15 protein-coding genes are annotated in these 13786 nt (G+C 62.8%); 6 read left to right on the top strand and 9 right to left on the bottom strand.

Annotated elements, in window-relative coordinates; genetic code table 11:
* Positions 1-36 precede the first annotated feature (36 nt).
* Positions 37-495, top strand: coding sequence for a MarR family winged helix-turn-helix transcriptional regulator (locus tag ACZ9EJ_RS13620; RefSeq protein WP_370649712.1), 459 nt, complete (start codon positions 37-39; stop codon positions 493-495).
* A gap of 48 nt (positions 496-543) precedes the next feature.
* Here ACZ9EJ_RS13620 and ACZ9EJ_RS13625 read toward each other — a convergent pair whose 3' ends face one another.
* Positions 544-966, bottom strand: coding sequence for an organic hydroperoxide resistance protein (locus ACZ9EJ_RS13625; protein ID WP_037084108.1), 423 nt, complete (start codon positions 964-966; stop codon positions 544-546).
* Positions 967-1128: 162 nt separating this feature from the next.
* Here ACZ9EJ_RS13625 and ACZ9EJ_RS13630 point away from each other — a divergent pair, with 162 nt between their 5' ends.
* Positions 1129-1590: a MarR family winged helix-turn-helix transcriptional regulator gene (locus tag ACZ9EJ_RS13630; RefSeq protein ID WP_046641607.1), complete on the top strand. Its 462-nt coding sequence runs from the start codon at positions 1129-1131 to the stop codon at positions 1588-1590.
* A 111-nt stretch (positions 1591-1701) separates the two neighbouring features.
* Here the strand turns inward: ACZ9EJ_RS13630 and ACZ9EJ_RS13635 are convergent, their stop codons facing one another.
* The 3 genes from ACZ9EJ_RS13635 to ACZ9EJ_RS13645 form a co-directional block, all read right to left on the bottom strand.
* Positions 1702-2403 carry a L,D-transpeptidase gene (locus tag ACZ9EJ_RS13635; protein ID WP_046641635.1) on the bottom strand — a complete coding sequence of 234 codons (702 nt, stop codon included), beginning with the start codon at positions 2401-2403 and terminating at the stop codon, positions 1702-1704.
* A 221-nt stretch (positions 2404-2624) separates the two neighbouring features.
* Complete coding sequence (locus tag ACZ9EJ_RS13640; RefSeq protein ID WP_046632890.1) at positions 2625-3401, bottom strand: L,D-transpeptidase; 777 nt, start codon at positions 3399-3401, stop codon at positions 2625-2627.
* A gap of 121 nt (positions 3402-3522) precedes the next feature.
* Complete coding sequence (locus tag ACZ9EJ_RS13645; RefSeq protein ID WP_046641606.1) at positions 3523-3990, bottom strand: Rrf2 family transcriptional regulator; 468 nt, start codon at positions 3988-3990, stop codon at positions 3523-3525.
* A 136-nt stretch (positions 3991-4126) separates the two neighbouring features.
* Here ACZ9EJ_RS13645 and ACZ9EJ_RS13650 point away from each other — a divergent pair, with 136 nt between their 5' ends.
* Positions 4127-5008: an NAD(P)/FAD-dependent oxidoreductase gene (locus ACZ9EJ_RS13650; RefSeq protein ID WP_046641605.1), complete on the top strand. Its 882-nt coding sequence runs from the start codon at positions 4127-4129 to the stop codon at positions 5006-5008.
* Positions 5009-5039: 31 nt separating this feature from the next.
* Here the strand turns inward: ACZ9EJ_RS13650 and ACZ9EJ_RS13655 are convergent, their stop codons facing one another.
* The 4 genes from ACZ9EJ_RS13655 to ACZ9EJ_RS13670 form a co-directional block, all read right to left on the bottom strand.
* A complete protein-coding gene (locus ACZ9EJ_RS13655) occupies positions 5040-5993 on the bottom strand; it encodes an alpha/beta hydrolase family protein (RefSeq protein ID WP_046641634.1) in 954 nt (317 codons plus the stop codon).
* Between the two features lie 109 nt (positions 5994-6102).
* The gene (locus ACZ9EJ_RS13660; protein ID WP_046641604.1) at positions 6103-7728 is read right to left on the bottom strand and encodes a cisplatin damage response ATP-dependent DNA ligase; all 1626 of its coding nucleotides are present in this window, start codon (positions 7726-7728) and stop codon (positions 6103-6105) included.
* Positions 7729-7966: 238 nt separating this feature from the next.
* A complete protein-coding gene (locus tag ACZ9EJ_RS13665) occupies positions 7967-8977 on the bottom strand; it encodes a ligase-associated DNA damage response exonuclease (RefSeq protein ID WP_046641603.1) in 1011 nt (336 codons plus the stop codon).
* Between the two features lie 37 nt (positions 8978-9014).
* Entirely contained in the window at positions 9015-10547 is a 1533-nt protein-coding gene (locus ACZ9EJ_RS13670) for an MDR family MFS transporter (RefSeq protein ID WP_046641602.1), read from the bottom strand.
* A 117-nt stretch (positions 10548-10664) separates the two neighbouring features.
* On the opposite strand from ACZ9EJ_RS13670, the gene ACZ9EJ_RS13675 reads away from it, so the two are divergent.
* From ACZ9EJ_RS13675 to ACZ9EJ_RS13685, 3 genes are read left to right on the top strand one after another with little or no spacing between them, the layout of a single operon-like run.
* Positions 10665-11216 (top strand): MarR family winged helix-turn-helix transcriptional regulator, encoded by a 552-nt coding sequence (locus tag ACZ9EJ_RS13675; RefSeq protein ID WP_046641601.1) that lies wholly within the window; start codon positions 10665-10667, stop codon positions 11214-11216.
* Positions 11217-11271: 55 nt separating this feature from the next.
* Positions 11272-11634: a type II toxin-antitoxin system ParD family antitoxin gene (locus tag ACZ9EJ_RS13680; protein ID WP_080955810.1), complete on the top strand. Its 363-nt coding sequence runs from the start codon at positions 11272-11274 to the stop codon at positions 11632-11634.
* Positions 11631-11975 (top strand): hypothetical protein, encoded by a 345-nt coding sequence (locus tag ACZ9EJ_RS13685; RefSeq protein WP_046641600.1) that lies wholly within the window; start codon positions 11631-11633, stop codon positions 11973-11975. The genes ACZ9EJ_RS13680 and ACZ9EJ_RS13685 overlap by 4 nt, the downstream gene beginning before the upstream one ends.
* Before the next feature lie 66 nt (positions 11976-12041).
* Here ACZ9EJ_RS13685 and ACZ9EJ_RS13690 read toward each other — a convergent pair whose 3' ends face one another.
* Positions 12042-13568, bottom strand: a complete 1527-nt coding sequence (locus ACZ9EJ_RS13690) for a sensor domain-containing protein (RefSeq protein ID WP_080955809.1) — start codon at positions 13566-13568, stop codon at positions 12042-12044.
* Positions 13569-13786 lie beyond the last annotated feature (218 nt).

Here is a 13786-nt window from a genome sequence, read left to right on the forward strand (position 1 = left end):
CTTGACAGAATAAGTTGATATCAACATACTCTTCCGATGCTGTCAAACACCCCGACTATCGAAGTGATTCCCTTTTCGACGACGCTGCTGGTCCGCGACACCTGCCTCTGCCTGCATGTGCAGCGGGCGGCGCGGGCGCTGGCCCGGCGTTTCGACAATGCGATGAAGCCGATCGGGCTGACCAACGGGCAATTTTCGCTGATGATGTCGCTGAACCGGCCGCAGCCGGCGCCGATGGGCCAGGTCGCCAGCCTGCTCGCGATGGACCGCACGACGCTGACGGCGGCACTGAAAGTGCTGGAACGGCGCGGTCTGGTCGAAACCACCGTCGATCCGAAGGACCGGCGCGGCCGGCTCCTGCGCCTGACGGACGACGGAATGACCATGCTGTCGGCGGCGCTGCCGATCTGGAAGCGGGTGCATGCGCAGATCGACGCCGAACTTGGCGAGGGCGGCGCGGAAGAGCTGCGGGCGACGCTCACTACCTTCAAATAAAAAAGCCGGCGCGAAGGCCGGCTTTTCATCTGGAAATTTTCAGAACGGTCAGGCGACCGAGACCGGCACTTCGGTCGAGGTCCGCATCGCGTGGCTATAGGGGCAGACGATGTGGGCCTTGGCGGCGAGGTCTTCGGCCTGGGCCTTGTCCATGCCCGGAATGTCGACCAGGAGGGACACTTCGATGCCGAAACCGCCGCCATCTTCGCGCGGGCCGATGCCAACGGTCGCCGTCACCTTGGCGTCGTCAGGGATCTTTACCTTTTCCTTGCCGGCGACGAATTTCAGCGCGCCGAGGAAGCAGGCGGAATAACCGGTGGCAAAGAGCTGTTCCGGATTGGTGCCGCGGGCACCGTCGCCGCCGAGTTCCTTCGGAACCGTCAGCGTAACGTCGAGAACGCCGTCTTCAGAGGCGCCATGGCCGGCGCGGCCGCCGGTGGCGGAAGCCTTGGTGGTGTAGAGAATGGGCATGGGTCTAACTCCCTTGGTCTTTGACGATAGTCTTGGGTTAAAATCTTGTCCGCAATTCAATTGCGCACAATCTAATTACGCGCATTGCATTTTGCCGTCAAGCCTGCGAAAATGCGGGCCGGGAAAAAGATAGAGCACAAGAACGTGAAGACAGGACCGGCCATGCAGAAAAAACCACGCAACCCGGATAATTTCGAGATCGAACTCGATGCGCAGCTGTGCTTTGCGATCTACGGCGCGGCCCATGCCTTCACCCGCACCTACAAGCCGCTGCTCGAGCCGCTCGGACTCACCTATCCGCAATACCTGGTGATGATCGCCCTATGGGAGGAGGACGACCAGCCGGTGAAGGCGATCGGCGATCGGCTAGGCCTCGATTCCGGCACGCTCTCCCCTCTCCTCAAGCGGCTCGAACAATCCGGCCTCGTCGCCCGCAAGCGCGACCGCGACGACGAGCGGCAGGTGAGGATTTCGCTGACGGCGAAAGGCGGCGAGCTTCGGCATCAGGCGACGGGCGTTGCCCAGGCGATCGGCAAGGCCGTCGGCTGCAGTTTCGATGAGGCCGTGGCGCTGCGCGACGAACTGATCGCGCTGAAACAGAGGCTGATCAAGGCGGGAGAGTGAGGGAGTTCGGCGATCAGCCCCCTGACGAGACGGACCTCGATTTCAACCATGCAAACCTCCCGGCGCCGCGGATCACGCCGGGTTGATAGCAGCCCTCTGTGACAGAAAAGCCTACTGCCACACCACGATGCGCGCCTTTTCCGGCACGCGGTCGTAGAGGTCGATGATATCCTGGTTCATCAGACGCACGCAGCCCGACGAGGCGGCGGTGCCGATCGAATTCCATTCCGGCGAGCCATGCAGGCGGTAGAGCGTGTCCTTGCCGTTCTGGAAGATGTAGAGCGCGCGGGCGCCGAGGGGGTTCAGAAGGCCGGGCGGCATGCCGCCGTTCTTGGCCGAATATTTGGTGAGTTCCGGCTGGCGGGCGACCATCTCGTCCGGCGGCGTCCATTTCGGCCATCGCTGCCGCCACTGGATGACGCCCTCGCCCTGCCAGGCAAAACCCTCGCGGCCGATGCCGACCCCGTAGCGCATGGCGGTGCCGCCCGGCTCGACGAGGTAGAGGAAGCGCGAGGCCGTGTCGACCACCACCGTGCCGGGGCGTTCGCCGGTCGGATCGACGACCTGCTGGCGATAATAGCGCGGGTTGATCTGGCGATAGGGGACCGCCGGGATGACGAAACCGCCATCGACCACGGAGCCGTACATGACATCCAGTTCCGACGACGGGCCTTCGATAGGCTCCGGACGGAAGGCAACCGTCGTCGCCAGCGGGCGCGGCACGGACGAGGCGCAGCCGGCAAGCGTGGAGGCTGCGCCCGCGCCGAGGAGAGACAGAAAACTCCGGCGGGAAAAGGAAGGGTTCAGGATCATCTGGGGCGGGACCGCTCGATAGTAAAACGCAGGGAACAGCAAAATCGCTCTTTAACGGCAGGGCGGCCGAAAGGTTCCGACTCGCTCCTTGAACTGGAGGATAGTTCCGCGGTCCTTAATCAACTATTCACGAGACCTACACGGCAGTTCAAACCCCTGAGACGATGAAAAAAAGAGCGGCAATGCCGCTCTTTCCGTTCGTTGAAGGGATGTTTCCGCGTTCAGATGACCACGATCGGCGTGCCGGAAGGCACGCGGTCGAAGAGGTCGATGACATCCTGGTTGAGCATGCGCACGCAGCCCGACGAGGTCTGCTTGCCGACGGACTGCCAGTCCGGGGTGCCGTGCACGCGGTAGAGCGTGTCCTGGCCATCCTTGAAGATATAGAGCGCGCGGGCGCCGAGCGGATTGTTGAGGCCCGGATTGGCACCGCCCTCGGCGGCCGAAAATTTGCGCAGATCCGGCTGGCGGGCGACCATCTCGTCCGGCGGCGTCCAGCGCGGCCATTCGGCCTTGCGCTGGATCACGCCGCGGCCCTGCCACGAGAAGCCGGCCTTGCCGAGGCCGACGCCGTAGCGGATCGCCTTGCCGCCCGGCTGCACGAGATAGAGGAAACGTTCCCTGGTATCGACGACGATCGTGCCCGGCGCTTCGTTGGTGGTGTAGTCGACGTCCTGGCGCAGATAACGGGAATCGATGCGCGAATAGGGGATGGCCGGAAGCGTGTGGCCGTCGTCGCGAATGACGCCGTACATGGCCCGGTGGACCGGATTGGAAACCGGCAGCCCGTAGGTCTGGTGGAAAGTCGACGGATAGAGCTGGCGCTTGTGCGGAATGGCGCCCGGCATCGGAGGCGGCTGGTTCGACGGCGGATCGGCATAGGCCGGGACGTTGAAGACCGGCGCCGTCTGCTGCACGAAGACGTCCGGGTTCATGCGGCTGGTATCGGTGACCAAAGGAATCTGGCAGCCACTGAGCGCCGCGGACGCGGCGAGCATGGCGGAAAGGCCAAGGGGTCGGCGGAAAGGTCGAAAGGAGAATGGCATGGGAACCCGCTTCCAGCAGATGAAGTCCGGCCGACAATGGCAGATGCGGCTGGCGCGAAGCTGGTGGAACCGTTCATGAGTGCCAGCCCGCCCCGGCATGGGCCGCCGATGCCGGATGGCGTGCCATGCGAGCATCGAAGTCGCGGGCGATATCCGCCAGCGTCACCTTGCCGAAGCGGCTGAGGAGCAGCTTCTCTGCCTCCTCGAAAGCTTCGGAAAGGGCGGCATTGACCGCCTGCTCCACCAGGCATGCCGGCTGGTCGCAGGCAGGACCGACCGCAAAGACCGCAGGCTCGCCGACCGCTTCGTAAATGTCGAGCAACGTCATTTCCGACAGAGGGCGCCCCAGTCTCCAGCCGCCGCCATGGCCCTTTTCCGAGCTCACATAGCCCTTCTCCCGAAGCCCCGCCATGGTGCGGCGGACCACGACCGGATTGGTGTTGAGCATCGCGGCAATGGTTTCAGACGTGGCCGCACCTTCGTGGCGATCCATGTGGATCAGCACATGCAGCATGCGGGACAGGCGGCTGTCGTGTCTCATCGCGGCGCTCCCTAAGCGTTTTCGGTCATCCATTCCTAACATGCGCGCTTATTCGCAACAATATAAGTTACAAGTCTATTGACCGCGCCTCTTCATGTAACTTATGTTGTTTCAAGACTCATGAGGAGGATTTCGCATGGATTATGAAGCGATCATCATCGGCGGCAGCTATGCCGGCCTCTCCGCCGCCCTGCAGCTCGCCCGCGCCCGGCGGCGGATCCTCGTCATAGACGAAGGCCTGCGCCGCAACCGGTTTGCCGAGACTTCTCACGGGTTCCTTACCCGCGATGGGGAACGGCCCGAGATCATCGCCAGCGAGGCCCGCTCCCAGCTGATGGCCTATCCGACCGTCGAATGGCTCGACGCACGGGCCGACGATGCCCGGAAAAGCGAAGGCGGTTTCTCGGTGACGGCAGGCGGCGAGGAACTCGCGGCGAAACGGCTGGTGCTCGCCACGGGCGTCAGGGATCATCTGCCCGAGATCCCCGGCCTGATCGAACGGTGGGGCAAAAGCGTCTTTCATTGCCCCTATTGCCACGGTTACGAATTGAACCGCGGACAGGTGGGCGTGATCGGCGTCTCCGCCCTGTCAATGCATCACGCGCTGATGCTGCCCGACTGGGGACCGACCACCCTCCTGCTCAACGATGCGTTCCGGCCCGACGAGGAACAGGCCGGCCAGCTGGCGGCGCGCGGCGTCACCATCGAGGAAACTCCGATCTCGTCGATCGGCGGCCACGGGGAAATCCGGCTGCAGGATGACCGGGCCTTGAGTTTCGCCGGACTTTTCGTCCTGTCCCGGACGGAATTGGCAAGCCCGATGGCCGAACAGCTCGGCTGCGCCCTGGAGGACGGCCCGGTGGGCAAATTCATCCGCACCGACATGACCCAGCAGACCAGCATTCCCGGCGTTTTCGCCTGCGGCGATGCAGCGCGCGCGGCGGGCTCGGTTGCAATTTCCGTCGGTGACGGCGCCATGGCGGGCGCGGGAACGCACCGGTCGCTGATGTTCGGGTAGTCCTGGGATGCCGGGCGGTGAAAGCTCGGCCCTAACCCGTGACCTGGTTGAAGAAACGGATGCTTTCGGCGACCGCGCCCGGCACGACGCCGTTGTGGTTGCCGGGCAGCAGCTTGGCCTCGATCTGGGCGCCGGCTGATTTCGCCCGCTCCATCAGCAAACGGTGGTCGGCGTCGAATGGCCGTTCCTCGGTGCCGCGCAGCAGGAGCGTCGGGCATTTGAGACTGTGGCCGAAGCAGACCGAAGAGCGCATGATGAATTCCTTCTGGTCGCTCTCGTCGAAACGCACTTCCCGCTCGAACCGGCCGAAATAACGCCAGGAATTGACGCCCGCCGAGATCGGCGCAGAGGCGCGGAACTTTCGCGTCATCGAGGCGAGCAGCGCCAGCGTACCGCCATTCGAATGGCCCGCGAGGAAGAAGCGGTTCTTGTCGATGCCCGGCAGTTCCTCCAGATAGCTGGCGGCAGCGAGCGCATCCGATGTCTCGTCGTAGAAGCCCGAATAATTGCCGGCCTGGCCGTTTTCGCCCCGGAACGAGGGCAGCATGACGACGTAGCCCGCTTCCCAATAGGCCTTCATCAGTTCCCAATGGCCGTCGCCGGTGGCGTTGCCGCCGTGCAGGAAAAGAACTGCGGGCTTCAGTTTCGCGGAAGGCTCATAGGGCGAGATCCAGGCGATCAGTTCGATCGAGCCGTCCGGTCCGCCGCGATACATCACCTTCCTCGAACCGGCGGGCGTGCCGAGCGGCGGAGACTGTTCGGGGGATGGGCCCTTGCGGATGAGGTTGGTGCGGAAATGCCGGCGAGCGTCGCCGTAATCCTCCTTCTCAAGCGGCGGAACCTCAGGCACGGGAAATTGCGCGCGGGCCGCGCCCGGCAGCATGGCAGCAACCGAGAGACCGGCGGCGCCAGCCAGCAGGGTACGGCGCGTGAGGCCATCGCCTCGCGAGGGGAATTTCGAGGTGAAGATGCGGTCTGATGCCATGTCTTTCGATGTCATGTCTGCGGAATCCATTCTCCGTTGCGCGCGATTCCGATTTCAGCACTCGCGAAAGGCGCTGTCCATTCAACGATTCGGGAACGGCAACGGGTTTTCAGCCGGCCTTGGCATCCAGCATCGCGGTCAGCGTCGACAGCCGGTCGGCATCACGCGGCAGCTTGTCATAACGGAGCCGGGCGATGCGCGGGAAACGCATGGCGACACCCGATTTATGCCGGGTCGAGCGGTTGATGCCCTCGAAGGCGACCTCCAGCACAAAACCGAAATCCCGCTCGGCACGCACTGCCCGGACCGGTCCGAAGCGATCGACCGTGTTGTCGCGCACGAACTTGTCGAGCACTTCGAGCTCCGCATCGGTAAAGCCGAAATAGGCTTTTCCGACCGGCACCAGTTCTTCGCCATCAGGTGTCTCCGCCCAGACCCCGAAGGTGAAGTCGGAATAATAGCTCGATCGCTTGCCGTGGCCGCGTTGCGCGTAAAGCATCACGGCGTCGATATTGTAGGGGTCCCGCTTCCACTTGAACCAGGGGCCCTTGAGGCGGCCGGCCTGGTATGGACTGTCCTTGCGCTTGATCATCACGCCCTCGATGACTGGATCGGGTGGCGCAATGCGGATGCGGTCGAGCTCGTCCCAGGTGGCGAAGGAAACGAGTTCGGAGAGGTCGAAACGATCATGCGGCGCCCGCTGGATGATGTCGCCGAGGCGTCTGCGGCGTTCGAGAAAACTCTCGGCGCGGATATCGAGGTCGCTTTCGAACAGGAGATCGTAGGCGCGCACGAAGGCGGGGTAATCGTCGAGCATCCTGCCCGTCACCGTCTTGCGGTTCAGCCGCTGCTGCAGGTCGGAGAAGGTGCGCGTCGGGTTGTTGGAGCGGGCGGTGCCGCCGACCAGAAGCTCGCCGTCGATCACGCCTTCGAAGTTGATCGACCCGACGACATCCGGAAAGGCGCCGGTAATGTCGTCGCCGGAGCGGGAGTAAAGCTTCTTCGTGCCGCCGTAGCTCGACATCTGCACGCGGATGCCATCCCATTTCCACTCGGCGGCATAATCGGCGGGGTCCAGCTTTTCGAGATCGCCCGTTTCCACCGGATTGGCCAGCATGACCGAGTGGAAGATTGCCGGCGTGGCGAGGACCGGCTTTTCCGCCCGACCTTCCAACCAGGCGAAGAGCGGTTCATAGGGCGGGGTCAATCCATGCCAGAGGGTTTCGATCTCGGTGACGTCCTTTCCGCTCATGTCCGACAGCGCCTGCTTGGCGAGACGGGCGGAAACACCGATACGGAGCGCACCGGTGACGAGCTTCAGGAAGGCGAAACGGCTCGACGTATCGAGCTTGTCGAGCAGGTCGCGGACGGCGGAGCGCACCTCGGTGCGACCGAGCGCGTTCATTCTCGTGACGACTTCGCTTAAGCGCGGCTGGTGGTCGTCGTCGATTTCGTCCTTGCGGGTACCATCCCAGACCAGCGAGATGGTTTCGGCCAGATCGCCGACATAGTCGTAGGAATACTGGAAAAGGACCGGGTCCATGCGTTCCAGCACGAGATCGCGCAGCATGGCGGGCTTGACGCTTTTCAGGTCGAGCCCGCCGGCGAGTGCGGCAAGGCCGTAACCGCGATCGGGATCGGGCGTATCGCGGAAATAGTCGGCGAGGAGAGTAAGCTTGCCGTTGCGCGACGGGGTGAGAACGAGGCGGTCGAGGAGGGTGGCGAAGGCTTTCATGGGGTGCCCTCCTCAAGAAAGACCCCTTCTGGCCTGCCGGCCATCTCCCCCACAAGGGGGGAGAAAACTCGTGGCAATGTCTCGCCCCTATCTCGGCGGCAACGCGTGGCAGCGAAGCCCCTCCCCCTTGTGGGGAGGGGTTGGGGAGGGGTTTTGTCTTTGAAGAATGGCAACGGCCATGCCGCTGATCCAGGCCAGAGGGGGGTGGCCACGAAGCGCTGAACGAAGATCATCCCCATCAATCCCCCTCATCCTCGTAGCCCACCAGATGCAGCGGCCTTGCCGGAATATTCTTCAGCTCGCACCACCGCACCAGCGCCTCCTCGCGGCCGTGGGTAACCCAGACTTCGCTCGGGCCGATCTCCTCGATGGTCGAGAGAAGTTCCGGCCAGTCGCAATGGTCGGAGATGACCAGCGGCAGCTCGACGCCGCCCTGCTTGGCGCGCTGGCGGACCATCATCCAGCCCGACGCAAAGGCGATCAGAGGTTCGTTGAAGCGGCGTGCCCAGCGATCCTGGAAGGCCGAGGGCGGGCCGACGATCACGGCGCCCTTGAAGGCGTCGGGACTGCTCTTCTCGATGGTCGCGGGTCTTATATCGCCGAGATCGATGCCCTGGCCGACATAGTAGTCGCAGAGTTTCGCCAAGGCGCCGTGGATGTAGATCGGCTCATGATATCCGCAATCGCGGATTAGCCGGATGACGCGCTGCGCCTTGCCGAGCGCATAGGCGCCGACGAGATGGCTGCGTTCCGGAAACTGCTTCAGCGAGGTCAGCAGTTTATCGATCTCTTGCCTCGGATCCGGGTGGTGGAAGACCGGCAGGCCGAAGGTCGCCTCGGTGATGAAGACGTCACAGGCGACCGGCTCGAAGGGGGCGCAGGTGGGATCGACGCCGCGCTTGTAATCACCCGAAACCACGATCCGCAGCCCGTCCTTCTCGATGGCGACCTGGGCCGAGCCGAGCACGTGGCCGGCCGGGTGGAAGCTCACCCGCACGCCATCGACATCGATTTCCTCGCCAAAGGCGATGGCCTGTTCTTCGCCGCAAAAGTCCTCGCCGTAGCGCAGCCGCATGATGTCGAGCGTCTGGCGGGTCGCCAGAACCTTGGCATGGCCGGCGCGGGCATGGTCGGAATGGCCGTGGGTGATCAGCGCCCGCTCGACGGGACGGACCGGATCGACATGGAAACGGCCGATGGGGCAGAACAGCCCGGCCGGGGTGGGATGAAGCAGCGCCTCTGGTTTCATGCCCTTGAAGATAGGGCAAAAACGCCGCTACGCCAGATCACTCCGAGGCGGCAGCGGGCTTGTTTTCGGCCACGAGCGCTGATGGCAAACGGACCGGTTTCAGCATCAGGGCTGCGATGAGGCCGACCGCGGCGATGGCGCTGCCGGCCAAGAACACCGGCGTGAAGGCCTCGGTGTAGAGCGTGTGGACCGCGATGCGTGACGGTTCGGGCAATGCGAGCATCATCAGCGGCGTCAGCGAGCCGATATCCTCGACGCCCGGGATGCTGGTGCCGACGCCTCGGATTCCGGCGGCGACGATCGCGCCATAGACCGAGATGGCGATCGAGGCGCCGGCCATGCGCATCAGCGTCACTGCACCGGTTGCCGCGCCGACATCCTCGCGGGGGGCGGAATTCTGTACGCCGATGATCGGCGCCTGCTGGCCGAAGCCGATCGCCAGCCCCTGCATCAGCATGAAGCCGAGGATGACATAGATCGGGGTTGCGAACGGAAGCTGCGAGAAGATGAACAGGGCAGCGATATTCAGCGACAGGCCGATCAGCGTGAACGGCTTGTAGCGGCCGGTGATCGAGATCAGCCGGCCGGTCGAGAGCGAGCCGATGACGATGCCGAGGGTCGTGGCGACAAAGCAGAAGCTCGCGGTCGTCGGCGACAGGCCGGTCGTCGTCTGCAGGAAGAGCGCGAAATAGTTGGCCATGCCGATCGCCACCGCGCCGGTGCAGAAGGAGACGATCAGGAACAGTGAAAAGGTCGAATCGCGGAAGAGTTTCAGCGGCACGATCGGCTCGGGCACTTTCCCCTCGACGACGACCCAGAGGATGGCACAGAGGGTGCCGACCGCCACGACGACCATCGACTGCCAGGCGACCAGCGAACCGAACAACGTGACGCTGTCGGCCCAGACGACGATGCTCGCAACGGTTCCCGCCAGAAGGACGGCGCCGAGGTAATCGATCTTCGGCTTGCGGATCGGGCGGCGATAGGGAAGCAGAAGCGAGATGCCGGTGACCGCAACGATGCCGACCGGCAGGTTGATCAGGAAGATGGACCGCCAGCCGAACAATTCGCTCATCGTGCCGCCGAGCAACGGGCCGAGGCTGCCGGAGGCCATGATCACCAGGCTCGAATAACTCTGGTATTTCGCCCGCTCGCGCGGCTCGAACAGGTCCGCGTTGATGGAGAAGATCGATACCATGATGCCGCCGCCGCCAAAACCCTGGAGCACGCGCGAGGCGATCAGCGAATCCATCGACCAGGCAAGCCCGCAGGTCAGCGAACCGATGGTGAAGATGACGATCGCCGCCAGCATCACGTATTTGCGGCCGAACAGATCGCCGAGCTTGCCGTAGATCGGCATCGAGGTGCTGCTGGCGAGCAGATAGGCCGAACCGACCCAGCCGAAACGCTCCAGTTCGCCGAACTCGCCGATAATCGTCGGCAGCGCCGTCGAGACGATCTGGTTGTCCAGCGTCGCCATGAACAGCGCCGTCAGCAAAAAGCAGAAGATCACCAACCGCTGGCGGTGGTTGGCGACAAGCGGCACATCGGCCGGCCGGGTCATATCCATGGGTCAATCCAAAGTGTCGGAAATTTATGTGCCTTCAGCATATAATTGTCAATCGCACTTTGATGCACAATGCAAAGAGTGGTTGGAAAGCCCCATGCCGTTTGATATGTTCGTCCCATGACGACAAAGAGCCTTTTGCAGGAGAAACCCGCTGCCCCCTCGCCTTCCCCCGAGGATGTGGCTCGCGTGAGCGAAACGCTCGGGCGGATGCGTATCCTGATCGGCCGGCGGATCATCGGCCGCACGGCGATCGCCAATATAGCGCCCGGCCTGGAGATCTCGCATCTCGACGTGCTCGACGTGATGCGCCGGATCGAGGGCGAAGTGACGGTCGGCGCGATCGCCGAGGCGATGCGCATCGACCCCTCGCGCGGCAGCCGGCTGGTCGCCGATCTCGTCGCCCGCGGCATCCTGCGCCGCGACGCTTCGCAGGCGGACGGCCGCCGCTCGCTGGTCGTGCGCACCGAATTCGGCGACAGCCTGCTGGCCGAGATCCGGGCCGTCAAACGCACGCTGCTGGCACGCATCCTGGAGGACTGGCCGGAAGACGAACTCAATGCATTTTCGGTACTGTTCGAAAAGTTCGTGTCGAGTTTCGAAGAGATCTACGTGACGTCGGAAAAACCGCCGGAAGGCGAGCTCTCCGAAGCGCCTCAGCCAATGGCGTAGATTGCGCATAAATTTTACTCCAGTATAATTTTGGATAGAAGCTGGAGGCACGCGCATGAATGTTTCGATCGATCCCCGCTGGGGAAAATTCATCGAGCAAGCTGCGCAGGACGGGCGCTACGGCTCGGCCAGCGACGTGGTGCGCGAGGGCCTGCGACTGGTAGAGGAACGCGAGGCGAAGCTTTCGGCGCTGAGGGAAACCATTCAACGCTCAATTGCGGCGGGTAGAGATGTCAGCGAAGAGGAGCTTGACGCCTTCCTCGAAGCAGAGGCGGCGAAGCTCGCCAAGGAAGGCTTTAGATTGCCCCCGCTTCGCTATCTCGGTAACGCTCGCTTAGATCTTGCGCAGATCCTAGCCTATATTACGCGAGAAAGCGGCAACCCAGCCACGGGACGAGGCTTTGCGAGGCAATTATGATGGTCCGCAAGCCCAGCTTCATCGAAATGGTAGTCCAAGCATTTCTTTGTGCTTTCCTCCTGTTGCTTGTCGTCGACTACCTCGTAGCCGCGAAGGCGACTGCATGCTCGTCATTGTCGGCTACGCAGGGGTGTTATCCGTGGGGAACGGAGGCCGGCTCCTGGACCTATGCAAACAAGGAAATCTACCTGGGATCATTGTTGGTCTGGGATGGTATCGTCGCGACGGCTATTTTGTCGCCCTTCGCTATGCCTGGTATTTGGACCGGACTGGTTGCAGTCGCTATCATTCTTGCGGCAGGATTCTACAGTGCAGAATGGGTGACAGGATTCTTGCTATAGCACTCCTGGCAAGATCAGAGCCGCACTCGTGAATGTGCGACACAGGGCTATTTTTGGGTCTACGTCCTAGATGCCAAGACCATCGCCTGGTACATTCGAAACGCGCAGGCGGTCTCGGCCGAGATCCTTGGCTTCGTACATGGCGCGGTCGGCGCGGGCGAGCAGTTCTTCCGGCGTATCGCCGTCCTGCGGGAAGAAGGCGACGCCCATGCTGCAGGTGGCGGCGACGCTCTTGCCGTCGATGACGATGGGTTTCGAAATCGCGGTCCGCAATTCCTGAAGCCGGCGCACCAGGCCGAGCTCGTCCTGGCTGACATTGCTGAAGACGATCGCGAACTCGTCGCCGCCGAGGCGAACCAGAAGATCGGTCACGCGGACGCAGTTGACCATGCGCCACGACAGCGTTTTCAACACCTCGTCGCCGGCCGCGTGCCCCAGCGTATCGTTGATCTGCTTGAAATTGTCGAGGTCGAGATAAGCGACCGTGACCTTGCGTTTCTCGCGGCGGGCCTCATGCAGGGCGCGGCTGAACTGCGCCCAGAACAGCGTGCGGTTCGGAAGACTGGTCAGCGGATCGTGATGCGCCATGTGCTGGATGCGCTCTTCCGCGCGGGCGCGTTCGATGGCGATGCCGGCAATGTCGGTCGCCATCGCCGTCAACTCGAGCTCGAGCGCGGTCGGTTCGCGCGGCGCATCCGAATAGAGAGCGAAGGTGCCCAGCACCTGCCCGTCGGCGCCCATGATCGGCGTCGACCAGCAGGAGCGGAAGCCGAACCTCAGCGCCAGTTCGCGATAATTGTCCCAGAGCGGATCGGCCAGCACGTCCTTGACGAAGACCGGTTCGCGCCGCCAGGCAGCCGTTCCGCAGGAGCCGACCTTCGGGCCGATCTCGATGCCATCGATCAGTTTCACATAAGCGGGCGGAAGGCGGGTCGCCGCGCCGTGGCGCAGCCGGTCCGTACCCTCTTCGAGAAGCAGGACCGAGGCGATGACGTCGTCCAGCTCGTCTTCTACCGTTTTGACAATCGCATCCAGAACCGCCGACAAAGGCTGACCCCGGGCGATCATCTCGAGAAGACGCGCATGGCCGTGCCGGCGGTCGTCCTGGCGTTTGCGCTCGGTAATGTCGCGTGAAATCCCGACCAGGCCGACGACCTGACCGTGAACGTCGCGCATCGGCATTTTCGAAGTGGTGAGCCAGAGCGTGCGGCCGTCGCCGAGCTTGATGCGTTCCTCGCGACCCTCGATCGCCACGCCGGTCGACATGATCTCCTGCTCGACGCGAAACAGTTCGCGCGCGGTTTCATGATCGAGAATGTCGAAATCCGTCTTGCCGATCAGGTCGTTGCCTTTATGCAGCTTGCTGCTGCGCCCGGCTGCGGCATTGGCAAAGACGAAGCGGCCGCGACGGTCCTTTACGTAAATGAAGTCAGGAAGCTGATCGAGAAGGGTGCGGGTTTCAAGTTCGCGGGTGACCAGCGCGATGTCGAGGTCTATCTCGCTGTCAGCGGAAACGCGCAGGAGGCGGCTGCAGAGTTCGTCCAGCGGATCGACAAAACCCAAGGGCATGCTATGCGACATGGGTCCCGCCATCCGAGTGCCTCCTTTTCATTTTCCATAGAAAATACGCGGGAACTCGCGCCAAGTTGCCGTATAGCATGGCGGAGAATTCCTTATCGTTGCTTAAGATCATTGTGAAATTGCCATGATTGAAGCTTCGAAAGAAGCCTTTTTTACTCAATCGGTCAGAACCTTCGAGCATAGTAACAATATAAAGGACCGGCATGGAAAATGCTTTATTGACGCAGGGG

Source organism: Neorhizobium sp. USDA 3394 (genome assembly GCF_056280385.1).